Raw genomic sequence first — 18,743 nt, 5'->3', positions numbered from 1 at the left:
GCGTTATACTTTGGCATATAAAGGGAGGACGTCCATCCTAATGCAGCATTTTCTCGTTGAAAACAAATATTTGGTCGGTGTCCTCCTTGGGATTGCTTTTGGGCTTATCTCTCGCTTGCTCATGCTTAGGACGGATTATCGCCAGTATCCAACTTATCCTCATGGTCGAATCATCCACATATCATTAGGTGTAATTGCAGCGGCATTAGGAGCTGTTGCTGTGCCGGCGTTATTTAACAAAGATTACACTGCTATTACTTTCCTTACATTAGCTGCACAGCAATTTAGAGATGTGCGAAAAATGGAACGCGAAACGTTGACGAAAATCGACAGTATGGAGCTGGTAGGACGCGGTTCGACATATATTGAAGGAATCGCTATGGTCTTTGAAGGGCGAAATTACTTAGTTATTATGACGGCATTGCTTACAAGTCTATTTGGGATATTAGTAAATATATGGGTAGGGATGATAGCGGGAGTTATCTCGCTCATAGTCGTTGAGAAGCTGAAATCAGGCAAAGCTGTCTCCCATATTGCTGAGGTGCAAGCCGCGAAGGTTCGAGTGGATGGCCCGGATTTGTTTGTTGATAACGTTTATATTATGAACGTAGGTTTGAAGAGCAACCAAGAAATCATTGCTGCGCGTGGCATGGGGTTTATTTTGACTCCCTTCAACTCAAACGGCAAAGTTACTTTAAGCAATCTTGGTCAACGGCAAGCTATTCTTTACGATTTGGCTACGATTTTAGGGGTATATCGCGATGATGGAGAGCCTGCTTTAATTCCTATGGCGAAGCTGGATATGAAGGATGGACGATTGGCTGTATTTATATTGCCACAGGAGTTGGATGCAGATAAAGGGAAAGCAGTTATCATGCGAGTGCCGATTTTGGAATCTGCTGTTCGCATGCCGACAGAAGCATCTGTGAACAAGAAAGGGGCAGAGGAAAATGGCTGAAATCTTAGCTGTAGTATCCATTCATGCAGATGCGGTTAGTGGCGGAGCGCCGATTTTTATTGCAGAAAATGTAGATAAATTGGAAGAAACCTCGTTTCTGCTCGAGAAGATTTTGGATGCGAGTGCGCATGATTTAAAGAACGGTACAATCATACTGGTCAATCACCGATAATATGAAAAGTTAGCCAAGAACGCACTTTTTTGCTATGATGGATAGCGTGAGTATTTTTGAAGGAGTGGAAAACAAACATGGCAAGACCCGTTATCGCTATTGTCGGTCGTCCGAATGTGGGGAAATCCACGATTTTTAATCGGGTCATCGGCGACCGTCTAGCAATTGTTGAGGATAAACCGGGCGTCACTCGTGACAGGCTTTATGGCACCGGAGAATGGAATGGAAAACCGTTCAGCATTATTGATACTGGCGGTATTGAAATCGATGGCGAAGATGAAATTATGAAATCTGTGCGTATGCAGGCTGAACTCGCAATTGAAGAAGCAGATGTAATTATCTTTATGGCGGATGCGAAAACAGGCTTGACGCATGCGGATGATGAAGTTGCTCAAATGCTATTCCGTTCGGGCAAGCCCGTTGTGCTTGCAGTTAATAAAGTTGATAATCATGGCCGCATGGATGAAGTTTATGAGTTTTATGGACTTGGCTTTGGTGAACCAATCGCAATTTCCGGATCGCATGGACTAGGTATCGGTGATCTGCTTGATGCTGCTGTCGCTTTGCTTCCGGATCTAACCGATGATGGCTACGATGAGGATGTCATCCGTGTTGCATTAATCGGCCGTCCTAACGTTGGGAAATCATCTCTAGTGAATGCACTGCTTGGCGAAGACCGTGTAATTGTAAGCAATGTAGCGGGTACGACTCGTGACGCCATTGATACACCTTTCGAGCGTGATGGGCAGCGTTATGTGCTCATTGATACAGCCGGCATGCGTAAACGCGGCAAAGTGTATGAGTCCACAGAGAAGTACAGCGTAATGCGTGCGATGAAAGCGATTGAACGCGCAGATGTTGTTCTAGTGCTGATTAACGGTGAAGAAGGCATCATCGAGCAGGACAAGCATATTGCTGGTTATGCTCATGAAGCAGGAAAAGCATCGATATTTGTTGTGAACAAGTGGGATGTCATCGAAAAAGACGAGAAGACCATGCAAAACTTCTCGCAAAATATTCGTGATCATTTCTTGTTCATGTCTTATGCACCGATCGTTTATTTATCAGCATTAACCAAAACGCGTTTGCATAAGCTGTTGCCTGTTGTTAAGCATGTTTCTGAACAGCATGCAATGCGCATTCAGACTCATCTTCTTAATGACGTCATTTCGGATGCAGTAGCGATTAATCCGCCGCCATCCGACAAAGGCAAGCGTCTACGCATCAACTATGTAACGCAAGTAGCGATCAAACCTCCAACGATTGTTGTTTTTGTCAATGATCCGGAAATTATGCATTTCTCGTATGAGCGCTATTTGGAAAATAAAATTCGTGCTGCATTTAATTTTGAAGGGACTCCTATACGCATATTCTCGCGTCGTAAGTCCGAAGAAGATTAGGGGAGAAGTAGCTTGTTATACGGAGTAATCGCGGTTGCTTTAAGCTATTTGTTAGGCTCAATTTCATTTAGCATCGTTATTGCCAAATGGGTGAAAGGTATCGATATACGTCAGCACGGCAGCGGAAACGCTGGTGCTACGAATACACTCAGGGTGCTCGGCAAAGGGCCGGGCTTACTGGTGTTTTTACTCGATATCGGCAAAGGGGTAGCAGCTGTATTTATTGGCCGCGCTCTTAGTGAAAACGACTGGATTCCAGTTTTGTGCGGATTAGCCGCAATCATAGGCCATAACTGGCCGATTTGGTTCCGCTTTAAAGGAGGCAAAGGCATTGCAACGACTGTAGGTGTCATTGCGACCCTTGCTTTCGTGCCTGCACTTTGTGCAGGAGCCATTGCCATTGCGACAATTGCTTTGACCAGATACGTATCGCTTGGCTCATTATTGTTTGCTGCTTTAACGCCATTATTTATTACTTTGTTCTATTATTCGGTTCCTTTACTTTGTGCAAGTCTTCTGATATGTATTTTTGCATTCGTACGCCATCGGTCGAATATTGTAAAGCTGTTTCAAGGAACAGAAAACAAGTTAGGTGCAAAGAAAGGGTAGTGAGCGTCGCATGACAAAGCAGGATTCATCAACAATGAAAAATGCGGCAGTGCTGGTTGCTGGAAGTTGGGGCACTGCTCTTGCTTCTGTACTCGCGAGAAATGGCTATCATGTAAAGCTATGGACGCGCAGTACCGAACAAGCGGAGAACATTAACCTCAGCCATGAGAATAGCAAGTTTTTGCCTGGTGTACAGCTTCCTGAGCTAATCCATGCAACTACGGATTTAAAGGATGCACTGCAGGATGCTGAGCTCGCTTTGTTCGTTGCGCCTTCTGGTGCAATGCGCGAGGTAGCTAAGCAAGCGGCACCGTTTCTATCGGATAAGACACTTGTTGTTCATGCAACAAAGGGCTTTGAAACGGATACGTTGAAGCGGATGACGACAGTACTTTCGGAAGAACTAGGTCGACCTATGGAACAGCTTGTTGTTTTATCAGGACCAAGCCATGCTGAAGAGGTTATTTTGAAGCAGCCTACTACAGTAGTTGTTGCTTCAACTGATTTGAAAGCAGCTGAGCAGGCCCAGGATGCGCTCATGAATACRCATTTCCGAGTGTATACAAATCCGGATGTCGTTGGTGTGGAAGTGGCTGGAGCCATCAAAAACATTATCGCATTAGGTGCAGGCTTGACGGACGGGCTTCAGTTTGGCGACAATGCCAAGGCTGCTTTATTAACTCGGGGCCTAGCGGAGATCAGCAGGCTTGGAACGGCAATGGGGGCGAATCCGCTCACTTTTGCTGGATTAGCTGGCGTAGGCGATCTTGTCGTTACTTGCACAAGCAAGCACAGTCGAAATTGGCGTGCTGGCTACATGCTTGCAGATGGCACGCCTCTAGATGATGTGCTCACTCGGATGGGAATGGTCGTAGAAGGTGTTCGTACGACGCGTGCGGCTTACAGTTTAGCCAAAGAGTACGATGTTGAGATGCCAATTACGTTTCAGTTATATGAGGTATTGTTTGCGAACAAAGCGCCTAGGACTGCCGTTGAGCATTTGATGGGCAGGCTGCGGACGCATGAGATCGAAGAGTTAGGCTAAGGACCAGCGCCTACACCAATCTTCTTGCCTTCTCATATGATGCATGGAGCAATACACATGCGCATGCTGGAGGTGTAGAGTATGGCGAGGGATTTCTCCAAGGACATTCTTAATTCGATCAATAAAAAGACGGGCAAAGGAATTTCCGAGAGCTCAGTCAAAAAGCTTGCCAGCGGAGTTACAGCACAGACGATGACTGACGAAGCTGAGCTTCGCAAGCTGATTAAGCAAGTGTCGGAAGTGGCTAAGGTCAAGGTTACGGTGTTCTGTCAGCTTTTGTCCTTTTTTTTGTGCGATGTTATAATGGGTGAGAATTCATTATGATATAGATTAGGAGAATGGAATTTCTATGGATGCTATGACAAAAATGTGGGTTTCGCTATTCGGCATTGGAATGATGGCGATTGCGGCCCTTTTAATTACGTTTGCTCGTTTGAAAACGAAAGGCGCAGTGAAATTTATTCTTTCGTTAATTGCATTTATTGTTCTAATCATTGGCTTTGTATGCGGACTTATATCCATTATTTAGTGCTTATTACATAGGGGACGGTCGTTCACTAACAAAAGGGAGATTTTGACATACAATGATTGAATTAAAGGGTAGAACCAAAACAGCTGTTGTAAAAGCAGAAGAAGGCTTGTCGCTGCTTGATCATGCACTTAAGCATGAGATTGATTGGAGCTTCTCTTGCGCGAGAGGAACCTGTGCCCGGTGCCGCTGCTTGGTAACCGAAGGCATGGAGCATCTTGAAGGCATTACGGACGAGGAGTGGGACCGTCTTGAGCCGGAGGAGTTTGAAGAAGGCTACCGGCTCGGCTGCCAGGCCATCGTCAAAAGTGCAGATGCGAAAATCGCAGCAGCCAACAAGCCTTATTTTTAATGCATAAGCTACTGATGAAGGAAGTGCCAGCGATGTCAGAAAATGAACGCATTCATAAAGCGCTGGCTGCCGTTAAAAAAGCGACAGAATCAAGTCAGGCGCAGTGGATTACTGGCGGAAGCGCCAGTCTAATGCTTCGAGGACTTGTACTTTCAAACGATCCGCGTGATTTGGACATTTATTGTGATGAAGAGAATGTAGAAGAAATTTATGATGCTCTTGAGCTTTTTGCCCAAGATCAACCAACATTGAGCGTGACAGATATGTATCGATCAACGCTTAGCCATTTTATTATACAAGGAATACAGGTAGAGCTCGTCGGCGGGTTCGAGGTGAGTGCTCAAGGCTGTAAGTATGAGACGATGGTTAATAAATTACTGATGCCTTTCTCAGATCAAGTGCTGTTAAACGATGCTAATTATTCAGTAGCGATCGTTCCGCTTGCGCATGAGCTGTGGTTTAATTTCTTGCGAGATCGGATGGATCGCGTTGATTTAATCGTTCAAGCGATTGCAAAAGCACCTGCTCATCATGAGGGTGCATTCCTTGCGATTGAAACTAACAATACATTCACCGCTGAGGCAAGGCGTACTCTTCATCAGCTGTTGTCATATCGAAAGGCTGGTGGTTTGTCATGGATGGAGTAGTAACTTTTTGGYCATCGGGCAAGAGCATTAAGGTGAAGCCGGGCACAACGCTGTTAGACGCTGCCAGACGTGCGAATATACCGATTCGCACACGTTGCGGGGGCAAAGCTGCTTGCTTCATGTGCAAGGTCACTGTGAGGCCGGGAAGCCAGCTGCAGCCGATTGGTGATGTGGAGAGAAACAAGCTGTCTGGATTAGACGGAAATCATGAACGCTTATCATGCCAAGCTAGAGTAGCTGGGAAAGTGGATGTGGAAATTCCATTAGATCCGCTGCGAGCGGCAGTTGCAAGGCAGCTCGCAAGGCAAGCAGAGGAAAACGATGCTTTATGGTAGGCTGAACGACGAAGTAGGTTTGCTTCGCAAACCTAAGTATATTCTTACGAAGCAGGTTTGCTTCGCAAACCTAAGCATATCCTTACGAAGCAGGTTTGCTTCACAAACCTTTAGGAGGTTACAAAAAAATGAACGGATTATTTATGGGAAGGCTGCCCCGTTACATACGCCAGTTCGCAGCATTCTCTGCTTTAATTGTTTTGCTATTTGCTTTATCGGGCTGCATGTATCCGAAAAGTCAAATGAAGCAAAACCAAGTTGCTCCGAAAGAAGCTGTTCGTAATGTTCAGGCGGCGATTGATCAATATCAGTCCGAAACGGGCATGCTGCCGATGAAAAACAGTACCGCTGACACACCGAAGTATGAGAAATTTTATATTGATTTTGGAGTGCTAAATCGGACAGGCTATATGTCTGATATACCTTCTTCTGCTTTTGAGAAAGGCGGCAATTACAGCTACCTTATTATTGATGAAGAGAGTAAGCCTAGAGTAAAGCTACTTGATATTTTGGCATTTCAAAAAATTAATGATATTCAGAGCTGGGTAACTACTTATATCCAAACAAACAGTGTCCTTCCAAAGGGCGCGCAAACATACCCAGGTTTTTATCAAATCGATTACAAAGCAATGAGCAAAACAGCCCCAACGATTCGAAGCGTGTTCTCAGGGCAAACGATTCAAGCAATCGTGGATGAGAATGGGGTAGTATTTTCCGATTATGGGATAGATATCATGCAATACATACAAAAGAGTGGAAAAAATGATTTTGAGACAGATTTTGATTTGCGTACATTGCTCGTCGATGGATCAGACTTTGTCCCTGTCAAAGCTCCGGTCTATCACTTTGTAAATAATGAGCCGCAAGCTGTAAAACCTTAACTTCATGCACATTCCTCAATAAGCTAGTTCCAAACCTCTCCTTGACTATCGTCTCGGAGAGGTTTTTTTGGCTGTTTGGGTCATAGATTTGCTTTTTTTCTCATATAACTCAATCTTGGAAGGGAAGCCCCGCAGAGGAACAAAAAAAGATTTCATTGAAGGAATCGTCATAATCGGAAAGCTTGCACATAAGATGTTACTAGTCCAAAAAGCATGTACGAGTTGCGTCGCTGGCCTGCCCTATTGACCGGTGGATGGCGGCGAACCGGAAAAATCAATTGGGAGGGGATATTCAGTGGAGAAAGTAGATATTTTCAAGGACATAGCCGAAAGAACCGGCGGGGATATTTACCTCGGGGTTGTCGGGGCTGTCCGGACGGGCAAATCAACGTTTATTAAACGGTTTATGGAGACGGTTGTACTTCCGAACATTGCGAACGAATCAGACCGTGCGAGAGCCGTGGACGAACTTCCTCAAAGCGCCGCAGGTAAGACGATTATGACAACAGAGCCTAAATTTGTTCCGAATCAAGCGGTGCAGCTCAGGGTTACCGATGGACTTGAGGTAAACATGAGACTCGTCGATTGTGTTGGATATGCGGTTGAAGGCGCGAAGGGCTATGAGGATGAAAATGGTCCACGAATGATTACAACTCCTTGGTTCGATGAGCCGATCCCATTCCAGGAAGCGGCTGAGATCGGGACGCGTAAAGTAATCCAAGAGCATTCTACACTCGGTGTTGTTGTTACGACAGACGGCTCTATCGCAGAAATTCCGCGCAGCTCCTATGTTGTAGCAGAAGAACGTGTCATAAACGAGCTGAAAGAAGTCGGCAAGCCATTTGTCCTCATCATCAACTCCACTCGTCCTAAGGGTGAAGAGGCGCTGCAATTGCGAAACGAGCTGCAAGCTAAATATGACATTCCAGTAATGACGCTTAGCGTAGCTACGATGGGTGAGGAAGAAGTCATCTCGGTATTGCGGGAAGTGCTCTATGAATTCCCTGTCCATGAGGTAAATGTTAATTTACCAAGCTGGGTCATGGTGCTTAACGATCGGCACTGGCTGCGCAGCAACTATGAGAGCTCCGTTCGCGATACGGTTAAAGATATTCGCCGGCTGCGCGATGTGGATCGAGTAGTAACCCAGTTCATGGAATATGACTTCATCGCCAAAGCTGGACTAAGCGGCATGAATATGGGGCAGGGCGTAGCAGAAATCGACTTGTACGCGCCAGATGAGCTGTATGACCGTATTTTGATGGAAGTAGTCGGCGTTGAGATTCGCGGCAAAGACCACTTGCTTCAGTTGATGCAAGAGTTCTCTCATGCCAAGAGGGAATATGACCGTTTTGCAGAAGCGCTGGAAATGGTCAAGACAACTGGATACGGCATTGCAGCACCGACACTTGCGGAAATGGCACTCGACGAGCCGGAGTTAATCCGCCAAGGTTCACGCTTTGGGGTTCGACTGAAGGCAACAGCACCATCCATCCATATGATCCGCGTCGACGTGGAATCGGAATTTGCTCCGATTATCGGCACGGAGAAGCAAAGCGAAGAGCTTGTAAGATACTTAATGCAAGACTTTGAGAATGATCCAATCAAGATTTGGGAGTCTGATATATTCGGTCGTTCCCTGCATTCGATTGTGAGAGAAGGCATTCAAGGCAAAATTGCAATGATGCCGGATAATGCCCGCTACAAGCTGCAGGAAACGCTCGGACGTATTATTAACGAGGGCTCTGGCGGATTGATTGCTATCATTCTGTAGTTGATCGATACTAGTATACGAATAAGCCGCTGCCGTAAAGGGAGCGGTTTTATTTGTTTTGCAGGAAATGTAGGTTGGCACTTGAAATTGGCAAACGGCTGTATTACTATAGGTTTGTTCGGTTAAAAGGTATATTTTTGAAGTTTTCCGTTAATAAGAGGGATAAGATGAGAGTTTATATGCTTACACCAAAAAAAAGTACATAATGCACTTTGGAGGAGGTGAAACAATGAACAAAACAGATTTGATTACAAAAGTAGCTGAATTGACTGATCTTTCGAAGAAAGATGCAACGAAAGCAGTTGACGCTGTTTTTGATGCGATATCCGATGCGCTGCAAAGCGGGGATAAAGTCCAATTGGTTGGGTTTGGTAATTTCGAAGTTCGCGAGCGCCAAGCACGTAAAGGCCGCAATCCGCAAACTGGAGATCCTATTGAGATCGCAGCAAGCAAAACGCCTGCATTCAAACCAGGAAAATCACTCAAGGACCTCGTATCCAATTAAGCATACTCCAGCTTAACTGCATTGACGCCGATGTTTGGCGGCAAGCATCCATATGCCACGAAATATAAGCTTGATGTTACTGCTTATAATTCGGCCTAATTTCGCTCGAACGGGATACCGTTCGGGCGTTATTTGTTTATTTGCATGATAGAATGGATTGCACAAACGTTACACATCCACTATAATTCACATGGATAGTATGGAATTACGGATGCGGAGGGATAACGATGGAGCCTACACATGGCGAGTACATTGTCGTAAAGGCAAAAGATCAAGGCGTTCAAGTCATCGGATTAACACGCGGGCTTGACACAAAATTTCATCATACGGAAAAGTTGGATAAAAACGAAATTTTAATTTGCCAATTTACCGATCATACTTCAGCTATAAAAATTCGAGGTAAAGCGGTCGTGATGACGAAATACGGTACGATGGAAACCGATCAGTAACAACGAATGTGCAAAGCAGGCTATGCCTGCTTTTTTTTGCCTGCCTGCAGTCCGAATAATCATCCTGCACCGCTCGTACAATGAGAGATGGGACTTTATATTCATGCGGATCGAGTGAATTTAAAGGTTAAGGTGATAAGTTTATATTCGGAGGTGCAGAGTGAACATCGGAAAACCACTTTTAACAGCTTGTGTGACTGCGATAGCAGCTACATTATTATTTACATGGCTTCCTCATGCAGGATGGCAGCATTCGGCAAATCGCGGCGACGTCGCTGTTTTTCGCACGACGCCGGTCGTAAGGCTCTCCAATAACAATTTAGTAGATGTGCTCATTGCAACTCAGCTTCATGAGCGGTTGAATAAGGCGGAATGGAATAACGGCGTTTTATCGATCGATATGCGGGTAAGCACCAGTGAAGGCCGGCCGGCAATTTGGTTCTCGGATGTTGAGAAGCTTATTCGTGTCTCATTCATACAGCTAGAGAATGTGAAGCGTATTCTGATTCGAATCATTGAGGAGCAAGCGGAAGGCGATGCTTTGCTAGCTGCTGTTGATGTGCGGAAAACCGATGATTGGCTTATTTCGGAGCTGGACCATCTTGTGCAAGCGGATCCTGTGCATGATGAACTATGGAGAAAGAGGCTAAGAGTTAGCTTTACATCGGCCTGGGAAAAACGTTTTGGACCAGTATCGGGATTTACTGTAAAGCCTTCCTCCATTTCGCAGCAATAAAGGTGATGTATATTGCAATTTGTTGAACAAGCAGGCTCAATCATATGTTCTTTAGAATAAGTTGTGCTATAATAGTTTAGATTATTGAGCGGCGATTTGCGCTTCTCTGTTCGGAGGCTTCCCCAATGAGAACATACCGTATACCTGAAATAGCTCAAAAATATGTGAAATATGACATGATCGAGGAGCATACGTCTCTTCCTGACTTAGCGAATGCAAGGCTTCGCTTGCTACACGCCTTCCTGAGCCAGCAAGCGTCGCTACAGACCCACAGTGAGCTCTACACGCTCGTCGTATCTCTCGTTCAGCTAGGAATGGATACGCATGATTTAATCGACACACACCAAGAGCAGCGCTCTGAGCCGGAGATGCGTTCAAGGCAGCTTAAGGTGCTGGCAGGGGACTACTTTAGCGCAACTTTTTATCAATTGCTCTCGCAAGCCGGCGAAATTGAGATGGTTTCCAAAATCAGCAGCGCGGTTAGTGAGGTCAACAGACTAAAAGTTAATCTTTACGTTCGAATGAGGCAGCTTAAGATGACCTCTGAAGAATATTTAGGTCTTGCGGTTCAGCTTAAGAGCACGTTGTTCCAGATTTTCACAGAGGTGCTGGAGGGCGAGCTTTCTCGCGTCTGGCCAGGGATTCTGGATGGCATTAGCCGGTGCGAGGTTATAGTTGATGAAATCAAGCGCAGCGAGAACCCAGCTACGTTCGATAAAAGCTGGTCCTATTGGCATATCATGCAAGCGGGGTCAGAAGATGAGCGCATGCAGCTCTCTCAGCGTATGTATGAACCTGCATTTATTAAGAGTTTGGTGGAAAAATATAAGGTGCGCAGCCAGCTTATAGCGAAGCTGAAGGTCTCAGCAGATTCAGTGAAGGTTTTGGCTGGCAAGCTGGAATCGGACAAGTTGCTCGGAGAATTGACGACTATCGTCGATAATCTATTGAACGAAAAAACCGATTACACGCCTGCGCTCAATTAGACGAGGTGACTTGCAAGGGTGGATACGAACTCCAAGAGCCATGTRCATGGCGTATTTGAGAGGATTGCTCCAAAATATGATTTGATGAATGATCTGATCAGCTTTAGAAGACATAAGGCATGGCGGAAGTTTACGATGAAAAAGATGAGCGTTGCAAAAGGACAAACAGCGCTTGACCTTTGCTGCGGCACTTGTGATTGGACGGTTGCTCTTGCAGAAGCGAGCGGTACTGGACAAATCGTAGGACTTGATTTTAGCCAAAACATGCTTGATGTGGGTGCTGTCAAAGTAAACAAGATGGGCTTGAATAAGCAAATTACATTAGTCCAAGGAAATGCAATGAGCTTGCCGTTTGAGGATAATTCCTTTGACTATGTTACGATTGGATTTGGTCTGCGCAATGTTCCTGATTATTTACAGGTACTGAAGGAGATGCACCGCGTTGTTAAACCAGGCGGTTTAGTTGTATGTTTAGAGGTATCCAAACCAACCTGGCAGCCATTTAAATCGATGTACAATCTTTATTTCGAACGTATATTGCCAGTTATGGGTAAAGTGGTAGCCAAAAGCTTCAGTGAATACAAATGGCTGCCCGAATCACTGAAAATGTTTCCCGGTCGACAGCAGCTTGCTGAGCTGTTTGAAGAAGCGGGTCTTCATCAGGTGAAGGCATATCCTCTGACCGGTGGAGTAGCTGCGCTGCATATGGGGACAAAGGAGAAGAAATAGCAATGATTCGCAAATTACGTATTATTTTGGAAATGATTAAGTTTGAACATACTGTGTTTGCTTTGCCTTTTGCTTTTATGGGAGCGATTCTAGGTGCAGTAATGATGGAGCAGCGCCTTCCTTCATGGGGGGAGATCGGCTGGGTAACGCTTGCGATGTTTGGTGCTCGAAGCGCTGCGATGAGCTTGAATCGACTGATAGATAAGGCTATCGATTTACGCAACCCGCGTACTGAAAAAAGAGCCCTTCCGGCTGGCTTGCTTAAATCAGCAGAAGTCATGTTATTTATCATTGTTTCCTTCGTTTTGTTGTTTGTAGCAACGGCGAACTTGGCACCAATTGCAATGAAACTTATGCCAATCGCGGTAGCTTTGCTTGTTCTTTATTCTTACACAAAACGCTTTACATGGTTATGCCATGTTGTGCTGGGATTAACAATTGGACTCTCGCCGCTTGGCGGATGGGTTGCCATAACAGGTCAATTTGATCTAGCTGCTTGGATATTATATATTACCGTTTCTTTATGGATTGCTGGATTTGACATTATTTATGCAACACAGGATTTTGAGTATGACCGCAATGCTGGCTTGCATTCGATTCCGGCTCGGTTCGGTATTAAAGGGGCTATCTGGATTGCTCGGTCCTTTCATGTCGTTACGGCAATCGGCTTTATAGCATTGTTTTGGCTGACAGACCTTAGCTGGATGTACTTGCTTGGTACTTTGATATCGATTTCGCTTCTGTTCTACCAACATTGGATGGTACGGCCACAYGATTTGTCGCGCGTCCAAACTGCTTTTTTTGGAATGAACGGTACATTAAGCGTCGTGCTTTTTCTGTTTGTTATCGTTGATTTATTGGTTATTCACCAATGGTAGACGGCCGCAACGAAACCAACTGGACGAATCGATGGGTAGTAGGCATTACAGGAGCAAGTGGTTCAATTTATGGAATAAGGCTTATTGAAGTTCTCCTTCAGATGAAATACGAGGTTCATCTCGTCATAACAGAAGCTGGTTGGAGAGTACTAAAAGAAGAACTGGGCTGGGAGACGACTCGTCGTTCAGCAGCTCTTGAACAACGTTTTGGCGATGCTATCGCGGAAGCTAGACTAGTTTTTCATCCCAATGCGGATATTGGCGCAAGCATTGCAAGCGGCTCTTACCGGGTTCAAGGAATGGTTATTGTGCCGTGCTCGATGGGGACGCTTGCGTCGATATCGCACGGCATTTCCGATAATTTGATGACTAGAGCCGCTGATGTTATGTTGAAGGAAAACAGGAAGCTGCTTATTATTCCAAGAGAAACGCCGCTTCATGCGATTCACCTTGAAAACATGCTGACGCTGGCTCGTCTTGGCGTTAGGATCATACCGGCTATGCCGGCTTTTTATTACAAACCGCAAACGATGGATGAAATGATTGACTTTTTAGTTGGTAAAGTACTTGATAATATGACAATCGAACATGATTTGTACAGAAGATGGGGAGATGAACAGAATGGGCATGAATCGCCCGATCACCATCGGAAGAATTGATTACGCGAATGCATGGCCTCTTTTCCATCAGCTCGAGGAGCGAATGGATGGGGATAGCTTTGAGGTCATTAAACGTGTGCCTTCTGAATTAAATAGGCTTCTGCAAGCTGGTGAATTGGATATTTCGGCTATATCATCATTTGCCTACGGATTAAACGCGGATGATTATGTGCTGCTGCCAGAATTGTCCGTAGGTTCGGTAGGGAAGGTCAACTCGATCTTTTTATTTCTGAAAGAGCCGATCAGCCGTAAACGTCCTGAGCGAATTTCAGTAACGACAACATCAGCAACTTCAGTTAATCTGTTGAAAATTTTGATGACATTGCACTTTGAATGCAACCCAGAGTATGTCACTGCCGCACCGAATCTGGAAAGTATGCTGGAGATAGCCGATGCTGCACTCATCATTGGCGATCCTGCCATTCATGCTTCTTGGCAAAACCACGGCCTTCATGTCATTGATTTAGGACAATTATGGAATGAGTGGACGGGACTTGGCATGACTTACGCTGTTGTTGCTGYACGTAAAGAAGCAGCTCTTGCAGCCCCAGAAGCCGTTCGTGCAGTATATAAAGCGTTAAATGCGAGCAAACAGTATAATAAGAGCCATCTTGGTCCACTAATTGAACAGGCCTGTATGCAGCTTGGAGGAGAATCAACTTACTGGGAGATGTACTTTCATTCGCTTCAATATGATTTTGGGAGCAAGCTGCAAGAAGGACTTAAATTATATTTCAATTATTCTAAGCAGCTAGGGTTGCTATCGAATGACGTGGAGCTTACTTTTTTTGAAGACCAATCTGCCCAATAGGTGAAAGAATGAAACTACTAGATTTGTATGCAAAGATGAAAGGCGACCTAAATCAGATCGAGCAGGAGCTTGAGCGCAGCATTTCGGATGATCATGTGCTGCTTGGCGAAGCTTCTTTGCACTTGCTTAGAGCTGGCGGTAAACGGATTAGACCGGTGTTTGTTCTGCTGGCAGGCAAGTTTGGCGATTATCAGCTTGATGTAATGAAGCGCGTCGCCGTCCCTCTCGAGCTTATTCATATGGCTTCACTTGTACATGATGACGTTATTGACGACGCGGAAACACGTCGTGGACAGCTCACTGTAAAATCCAAGTGGGACAATCGAATAGCGATGTATACGGGCGACTTCATTCATGGCAAAGCATTGTCAATCGCTGCTCAGCTTCCAAATCCGCAGATACATCAAATTTTGTCGCATGCGCTTGTACAAATGTGTATCGGAGAAATGGAACAAATTCGTGATTTCTTCAACACAGAACAATCGGTACGGCATTATTTGCTTCGGATTAGACGCAAAACAGCTTTATTAATTGCTATTAGCTGCCAGCTTGGCGCTGTTGCCGCGGGAACGGACCGAAAAACAGCAAATAGCTTATATCGCTATGGTTATAATGTGGGTATGGCATTCCAGATCCGTGATGATTTGCTTGATCTTTATGGAACAGAGAAACAGATCGGCAAGCCTTCAGGCTCAGATATGCGTCAAGGAAATATTACGTTGCCGGTTCTACTTGCCTTGCAGGACCCCAAAACCCGCGACCCTTTGTTAAAGGAAATTGCTTTGATCAGGGAGCAAGGCGGGAAACGAGATGCTGGACGAGCCATCGAAATGATTCGCAAAAGCGATGGCGGAGATCAAGCAGACCAGCTTGCAAACCGATATATTAAAAAAGCTCTCAAAGCATTAGAGGGATTGCCGAACGTCACAGCGAAGAAGAACTTGAGCGATATTGCGATTTTGTTTGGTAAACGTAATTATTAATCGTGCAAAATAGAAAGGAATGGTTGGGGATGGAAAGAACTTTTCTGATGATTAAACCTGATGGCGTTCAGCGCGGATTAATTGGCGAAATCGTTTCGAGATTTGAAAAAAAGGGATTGCAGCTTGCAGCAGCCAAGTTTATGGTTTTGAGCCATGAGCTTGCCGAGCGCCATTATGAGGAACATAAAGGCAAAGTTTTTTATGAGCCATTGCTCGAATTCATAACGTCAGGTCCTGTATTTGCGATGGTATGGCAAGGTGACAATGTCATTGCATTGACGCGTGCCCTTATTGGCAAAACGGATGCACTAGATGCTCATCCCGGCACTATTCGTTCTGATTTTGCTGTACATACGAATTTTAATCTTATTCATGGCTCGGATTCGGCAGCTAATGCGGAAAAAGAGATCGGCATTTACTTCACGCCAGCGGAGCTGGTGCAATACGAGCATACAATTCAACGGTGGATTTAATATTTCGCCCACAAGCGATGGAGGAGCCTATGCTTGAAGATCGTGATTTTGCACAGTTTATTGCCCGAATAAAGCAAAAGACCGACATTGATTTGTCGCAGTACAAAGAAGCTCAAATGAAACGCAGGCTGACTACATTACGAATGAAGCACGGCTATCAAACGTTCGATGAGTATTGGAAGGCGATTGAGCAAAATCGGACGATGCTAAATGAGTTTTTGGACCGTATGACGATTAATGTTTCTGAGTTTTGGAGAAATCCTTCCCGCTGGGAAGTTTTGCAAAAGCGCTTTTTTCCTGAGATGCTTGCTGCTTCTAATCGTCTAAAGGTTTGGAGTGCGGCATGCTCAACAGGCGAGGAGCCTTACACGCTCGCTATGATTTTATCTGAGCTGGGTGCCTTGCAGCGATCTACGCTTCTTGCAACTGATCTCGATTCAAATGTGCTGCAAAAGGCAATGGAAGGCAGTTATTTAGAGCGATCTCTGCGCGATGTTCCGCAGGTTTGCCGGCAAAAATATTTTAAGCAGTCAGAGGGAGCGTATTTGATTTCAGACTCCCTGAAGCAATTTATTCAATTTAAGCAGCAAAATTTGCTGCATGATACGTTTGATGGATCATTTGATTTAATTGTTTGCCGAAACGTAATGATTTATTTTACAGAAGAAGCAAAGCACTTATTGTATCATAAATTTTCTAATGCACTTAAACCGGGCGGACTGCTGTTTGTAGGCAGTACGGAACAAATTTTTTCCCCTGCGCAATACGGATTTGAGACCGCTGATACATTCTTTTATCGCCGGGTATAAGCGGCATGTATACCGTTTTCCATCTTCTCCTATACTAGTTAGTATGTAATAAACTTGGAGGATGAAGCAACCGATGGATAAACGTAAGGTTATAGCTGCCTATAGGCGTGGTTTTATTTCTATTCAGGAATGTGCGCAAATTATCGGAGTGGACAGTGGACAAATGACAAGACTTGTTGATGATCCATTGCTGACGAGTGAAGGCACGGCGATACTTAGGAAAGATCGGTTAACAGCAAATTAACTGCACGCTGCCTGGGCTGGCGGATTTGTCATTTTAGATGACAGTTCCACCAGCCCTTTTTTTATACGGTTACAGCGGCTTTCAAGGTGTCCAAATTCTTGTCAAACCTGTAACTGTGTACTATAATGAGCAAAGATGTTTAGTGCTGTAAAGCATAGCAGGCGCTTGAAAGCTGTTTGAAAATTTATAATTTTATAAGTGATGTACTTATAAAATCGCTTAAATTTCACCGCGAAACGAGCTTGTGCCGTCAATGGACTGTGTTAGTCGTTTACACTTGAGGAGGAGCTTTAGTTGACTTTAAGATATTTAACCGCAGGGGAAACACACGGTCCCCAATTAACCGCTATTATTGAAGGATTGCCAAGCAATTTGAAAATTGATTTTGAGGAACTGAATTTCCAGCTGCACCGTCGTCAGAAGGGTCATGGTCGTGGACGCCGGATGCAAATCGAGAAGGATACAGCAAACATCGTTGGGGGCGTACGCCACGGCAAAACGACTGGTGCTCCTGTAGCGCTGATCGTTGCAAACAACGATTGGAAGCACTGGACTTCCGTKATGAATATTGAACCGATTGAAGGCAGCGATGAAGAGAAGCGCCGCGTTCATCGTCCGCGTCCTGGTCATGCGGATTTGAATGGCGGACTTAAATATGATTTGAAGGATTTGCGCAATGTGCTTGAGCGCTCTAGTGCTCGTGAAACTGCAGCACGTGTAGCAGTAGGAGCGGTAGCTCGTCAATTTCTCGCGGAATTCGGGATTAAAGTAGCTGGACAAGTTATTCGCATCGGTGAAATCGAAGCACCAGCTAATCAACTATCCGTGGATGAGTTGATCCGTTTGACGGAGGAATCCTCGGTTCGTGTCGTTGACAAAGAAACCGAACAAAAGATGACTGATTACATCGATCAAATTAAAGCAGAAGGCGATTCGATCGGCGGTATCGTGGAATGTATTATCGAAGGCGTGCCAATTGGTCTAGGAAGCCACGTGCAGTGGGATCGCAAGCTCGATGGACGTATCGCGCAAGCGGTCGTATCGATCAATGCATTCAAAGGCTGTGAGATTGGAATTGGCTTCGAAGCAGCCAAGCTTCGCGGCTCGCAAGTGCACGATGAGATTATGTATGAGGAAGAGCGCGGCTATCATCGTGCAACGAATCGACTCGGCGGCTTCGAGGGCGGCATGACGAACGGGGAGCAAATCGTCGTACGCGGTGTAATGAAACCGATTCCGACGCTTTACAWGCCGCTTCGCAGTGTGGATATTGATACTAAAGAACCGTTTACGGCTCAAGTAGAGCGCTCGGACAGCTGTGCTGTGCCAGCGGCAAGCGTCGTGATGGAGCATGTCGTTGCATGGGAAGTTGCCAAAGCATTCCTTGAAAAATTCGGCGGCGATTCCATTGAGGAAATTCGCGCCAACTTGAACAATTATCTTGAACAGCTAGGGCGGTATTAAAAATGCGCGAGCTTACAGTTGAACTTGGTGATCGCTCTTATCCTATCTATATCGGGGAAGGCCTCTTGAAGGAGGCATCCTCTTATTTTATTAAGCATGGCATTAGCCAAAAATCGCCGCTGCTCATCATTACTGACTCGAATATTGCAGACATTCATTTGCAAACGCTTGAGTCTGAGCTTGCTGGCGCAGGTTTTAAAACGGCAAGCGTCGTTGTTCCAGCTGGAGAAAGCTCAAAGTCGCTAGCTATGCTCGAAACGCTTGTCGCTAAAGCTTTGGAGGAAGGTCTCGACCGCAAGTCTGCTATCGTTGCAC

At 45.3% G+C, this 18,743-nt stretch carries 25 protein-coding genes and 1 pseudogene; all 26 read left to right on the top strand.

Translation table 11 applies throughout. The features are described from left to right. The first annotated feature begins 40 nt into the window (after window positions 1-40). Complete coding sequence (locus AC1DSE_RS17840; RefSeq protein WP_477510542.1) at window positions 41-958, top strand: YIEGIA family protein; 918 nt, start codon at window positions 41-43, stop codon at window positions 956-958. Further along, a complete protein-coding gene (locus AC1DSE_RS17835; protein WP_076271357.1) occupies window positions 951-1,130 on the top strand; it encodes a capping complex subunit for YIEGIA in 180 nt (59 codons plus the stop codon). Before AC1DSE_RS17840 ends, AC1DSE_RS17835 begins: the two co-directional genes overlap by 8 nt. Before the next feature lie 77 nt (window positions 1,131-1,207). After that, window positions 1,208-2,530, top strand: coding sequence for a ribosome biogenesis GTPase Der (gene der / locus AC1DSE_RS17830; protein ID WP_441912615.1), 1,323 nt, complete (start codon window positions 1,208-1,210; stop codon window positions 2,528-2,530). Window positions 2,531-2,542: 12 nt separating this feature from the next. Next, window positions 2,543-3,139: a glycerol-3-phosphate 1-O-acyltransferase PlsY gene (gene plsY / locus AC1DSE_RS17825; RefSeq protein WP_076271355.1), complete on the top strand. Its 597-nt coding sequence runs from the start codon at window positions 2,543-2,545 to the stop codon at window positions 3,137-3,139. A gap of 34 nt (window positions 3,140-3,173) precedes the next feature. Next, a complete protein-coding gene (locus AC1DSE_RS17820; RefSeq protein WP_430057889.1) occupies window positions 3,174-4,184 on the top strand; it encodes an NAD(P)H-dependent glycerol-3-phosphate dehydrogenase in 1,011 nt (336 codons plus the stop codon). An 81-nt stretch (window positions 4,185-4,265) separates the two neighbouring features. After that, window positions 4,266-4,508, top strand: a complete 243-nt coding sequence (locus AC1DSE_RS17815; protein ID WP_477527973.1) for a stage VI sporulation protein F — start codon at window positions 4,266-4,268, stop codon at window positions 4,506-4,508. A 25-nt stretch (window positions 4,509-4,533) separates the two neighbouring features. Continuing rightward, window positions 4,534-4,713: a DUF2768 family protein gene (locus tag AC1DSE_RS17810; RefSeq protein ID WP_076271353.1), complete on the top strand. Its 180-nt coding sequence runs from the start codon at window positions 4,534-4,536 to the stop codon at window positions 4,711-4,713. 55 nt (window positions 4,714-4,768) lie between these two features. Further along, the gene (locus tag AC1DSE_RS17805) at window positions 4,769-5,065 is read left to right on the top strand and encodes a 2Fe-2S iron-sulfur cluster-binding protein (protein WP_076271352.1); all 297 of its coding nucleotides are present in this window, start codon (window positions 4,769-4,771) and stop codon (window positions 5,063-5,065) included. Window positions 5,066-5,097: 32 nt separating this feature from the next. After that, the gene (locus AC1DSE_RS17800) at window positions 5,098-5,712 is read left to right on the top strand and encodes a nucleotidyltransferase family protein (protein ID WP_477510544.1); all 615 of its coding nucleotides are present in this window, start codon (window positions 5,098-5,100) and stop codon (window positions 5,710-5,712) included. Then, window positions 5,700-6,047 (top strand): 2Fe-2S iron-sulfur cluster-binding protein, encoded by a 348-nt coding sequence (locus tag AC1DSE_RS17795; RefSeq protein ID WP_477527972.1) that lies wholly within the window; start codon window positions 5,700-5,702, stop codon window positions 6,045-6,047. The genes AC1DSE_RS17800 and AC1DSE_RS17795 overlap by 13 nt, the downstream gene beginning before the upstream one ends. 128 nt (window positions 6,048-6,175) lie before the next feature. Then, window positions 6,176-6,928 carry a hypothetical protein gene (locus AC1DSE_RS17790; RefSeq protein WP_477527971.1) on the top strand — a complete coding sequence of 251 codons (753 nt, stop codon included), beginning with the start codon at window positions 6,176-6,178 and terminating at the stop codon, window positions 6,926-6,928. Window positions 6,929-7,223: 295 nt separating this feature from the next. Continuing rightward, the gene (gene spoIVA, locus AC1DSE_RS17785) at window positions 7,224-8,702 is read left to right on the top strand and encodes a stage IV sporulation protein A (RefSeq protein ID WP_076271348.1); all 1,479 of its coding nucleotides are present in this window, start codon (window positions 7,224-7,226) and stop codon (window positions 8,700-8,702) included. Window positions 8,703-8,904: 202 nt separating this feature from the next. Next, on the top strand, window positions 8,905-9,207 hold the full coding sequence (locus AC1DSE_RS17780) for an HU family DNA-binding protein (RefSeq protein ID WP_441883526.1): 303 nt from the start codon (window positions 8,905-8,907) through the stop codon (window positions 9,205-9,207). A 227-nt stretch (window positions 9,208-9,434) separates the two neighbouring features. Beyond that, window positions 9,435-9,656, top strand: a complete 222-nt coding sequence (gene mtrB / locus AC1DSE_RS17775; RefSeq protein ID WP_054024369.1) for a trp RNA-binding attenuation protein MtrB — start codon at window positions 9,435-9,437, stop codon at window positions 9,654-9,656. A 160-nt stretch (window positions 9,657-9,816) separates the two neighbouring features. Beyond that, a complete protein-coding gene (locus AC1DSE_RS17770) occupies window positions 9,817-10,392 on the top strand; it encodes a hypothetical protein (protein WP_477510547.1) in 576 nt (191 codons plus the stop codon). Between the two features lie 125 nt (window positions 10,393-10,517). After that, the gene (locus tag AC1DSE_RS17765) at window positions 10,518-11,378 is read left to right on the top strand and encodes a heptaprenyl diphosphate synthase component 1 (RefSeq protein WP_477510548.1); all 861 of its coding nucleotides are present in this window, start codon (window positions 10,518-10,520) and stop codon (window positions 11,376-11,378) included. Window positions 11,379-11,396: 18 nt separating this feature from the next. After that, the gene (locus AC1DSE_RS17760; protein WP_339203276.1) at window positions 11,397-12,107 is read left to right on the top strand and encodes a demethylmenaquinone methyltransferase; all 711 of its coding nucleotides are present in this window, start codon (window positions 11,397-11,399) and stop codon (window positions 12,105-12,107) included. 2 nt (window positions 12,108-12,109) lie between these two features. After that, window positions 12,110-12,985, top strand: coding sequence for a UbiA-like polyprenyltransferase (locus tag AC1DSE_RS17755; protein WP_076271344.1), 876 nt, complete (start codon window positions 12,110-12,112; stop codon window positions 12,983-12,985). Further along, window positions 12,979-13,644 (top strand): UbiX family flavin prenyltransferase, encoded by a 666-nt coding sequence (locus tag AC1DSE_RS17750; RefSeq protein ID WP_339203275.1) that lies wholly within the window; start codon window positions 12,979-12,981, stop codon window positions 13,642-13,644. The genes AC1DSE_RS17755 and AC1DSE_RS17750 overlap by 7 nt, the downstream gene beginning before the upstream one ends. Then, a complete protein-coding gene (locus AC1DSE_RS17745; RefSeq protein ID WP_477527970.1) occupies window positions 13,607-14,455 on the top strand; it encodes a menaquinone biosynthetic enzyme MqnA/MqnD family protein in 849 nt (282 codons plus the stop codon). The genes AC1DSE_RS17750 and AC1DSE_RS17745 overlap by 38 nt, the downstream gene beginning before the upstream one ends. Window positions 14,456-14,463: 8 nt before the next feature. Further along, window positions 14,464-15,438, top strand: a complete 975-nt coding sequence (locus tag AC1DSE_RS17740; RefSeq protein ID WP_477510550.1) for a polyprenyl synthetase family protein — start codon at window positions 14,464-14,466, stop codon at window positions 15,436-15,438. 29 nt (window positions 15,439-15,467) lie between these two features. Then, window positions 15,468-15,911 carry a nucleoside-diphosphate kinase gene (ndk, locus tag AC1DSE_RS17735; RefSeq protein ID WP_076271341.1) on the top strand — a complete coding sequence of 148 codons (444 nt, stop codon included), beginning with the start codon at window positions 15,468-15,470 and terminating at the stop codon, window positions 15,909-15,911. Between the two features lie 29 nt (window positions 15,912-15,940). Then, window positions 15,941-16,720, top strand: coding sequence for a CheR family methyltransferase (locus AC1DSE_RS17730; RefSeq protein ID WP_477510551.1), 780 nt, complete (start codon window positions 15,941-15,943; stop codon window positions 16,718-16,720). 73 nt (window positions 16,721-16,793) lie between these two features. After that, entirely contained in the window at window positions 16,794-16,964 is a 171-nt protein-coding gene (locus AC1DSE_RS17725; RefSeq protein WP_179089935.1) for a hypothetical protein, read from the top strand. Between the two features lie 294 nt (window positions 16,965-17,258). Next, the gene (gene aroC / locus AC1DSE_RS17720) at window positions 17,259-18,428 is read left to right on the top strand and encodes a chorismate synthase (protein WP_477527969.1); all 1,170 of its coding nucleotides are present in this window, start codon (window positions 17,259-17,261) and stop codon (window positions 18,426-18,428) included. A 2-nt stretch (window positions 18,429-18,430) separates the two neighbouring features. Continuing rightward, window positions 18,431-18,743 (top strand): annotated as a pseudogene (locus tag AC1DSE_RS17715) (3-dehydroquinate synthase); the annotation flags it as partial.

This window comes from Paenibacillus sp. 01L418, assembly GCF_056400045.1.
This window is presented reverse-complemented; position numbering and strand designations above follow the sequence as displayed.

Excerpts from the sequence above, each read along its gene's own strand:
- AC1DSE_RS17840 (WP_477510542.1), top strand. The coding sequence starts at position 41 with ATGCAGCATTTTCTCGTTGAAAACAAATATTTGGTCGGTGTCCTCCTT.
- AC1DSE_RS17835 (WP_076271357.1), top strand. The coding sequence starts at position 951 with ATGGCTGAAATCTTAGCTGTAGTATCCATTCATGCAGATGCGGTTAGT.
- der (WP_441912615.1), top strand. The coding sequence starts at position 1,208 with ATGGCAAGACCCGTTATCGCTATTGTCGGTCGTCCGAATGTGGGGAAA.
- AC1DSE_RS17815 (WP_477527973.1), top strand. The coding sequence starts at position 4,266 with ATGGCGAGGGATTTCTCCAAGGACATTCTTAATTCGATCAATAAAAAG.
- AC1DSE_RS17810 (WP_076271353.1), top strand. The coding sequence starts at position 4,534 with ATGGATGCTATGACAAAAATGTGGGTTTCGCTATTCGGCATTGGAATG.
- AC1DSE_RS17805 (WP_076271352.1), top strand. The coding sequence starts at position 4,769 with ATGATTGAATTAAAGGGTAGAACCAAAACAGCTGTTGTAAAAGCAGAA.
- AC1DSE_RS17800 (WP_477510544.1), top strand. The coding sequence starts at position 5,098 with ATGTCAGAAAATGAACGCATTCATAAAGCGCTGGCTGCCGTTAAAAAA.
- AC1DSE_RS17790 (WP_477527971.1), top strand. The coding sequence starts at position 6,176 with ATGAACGGATTATTTATGGGAAGGCTGCCCCGTTACATACGCCAGTTC.
- mtrB (WP_054024369.1), top strand. The coding sequence starts at position 9,435 with ATGGAGCCTACACATGGCGAGTACATTGTCGTAAAGGCAAAAGATCAA.
- AC1DSE_RS17765 (WP_477510548.1), top strand. The coding sequence starts at position 10,518 with ATGAGAACATACCGTATACCTGAAATAGCTCAAAAATATGTGAAATAT.
- AC1DSE_RS17750 (WP_339203275.1), top strand. The coding sequence starts at position 12,979 with ATGGTAGACGGCCGCAACGAAACCAACTGGACGAATCGATGGGTAGTA.
- AC1DSE_RS17740 (WP_477510550.1), top strand. The coding sequence starts at position 14,464 with ATGAAACTACTAGATTTGTATGCAAAGATGAAAGGCGACCTAAATCAG.
- ndk (WP_076271341.1), top strand. The coding sequence starts at position 15,468 with ATGGAAAGAACTTTTCTGATGATTAAACCTGATGGCGTTCAGCGCGGA.
- AC1DSE_RS17730 (WP_477510551.1), top strand. The coding sequence starts at position 15,941 with ATGCTTGAAGATCGTGATTTTGCACAGTTTATTGCCCGAATAAAGCAA.
- AC1DSE_RS17725 (WP_179089935.1), top strand. The coding sequence starts at position 16,794 with ATGGATAAACGTAAGGTTATAGCTGCCTATAGGCGTGGTTTTATTTCT.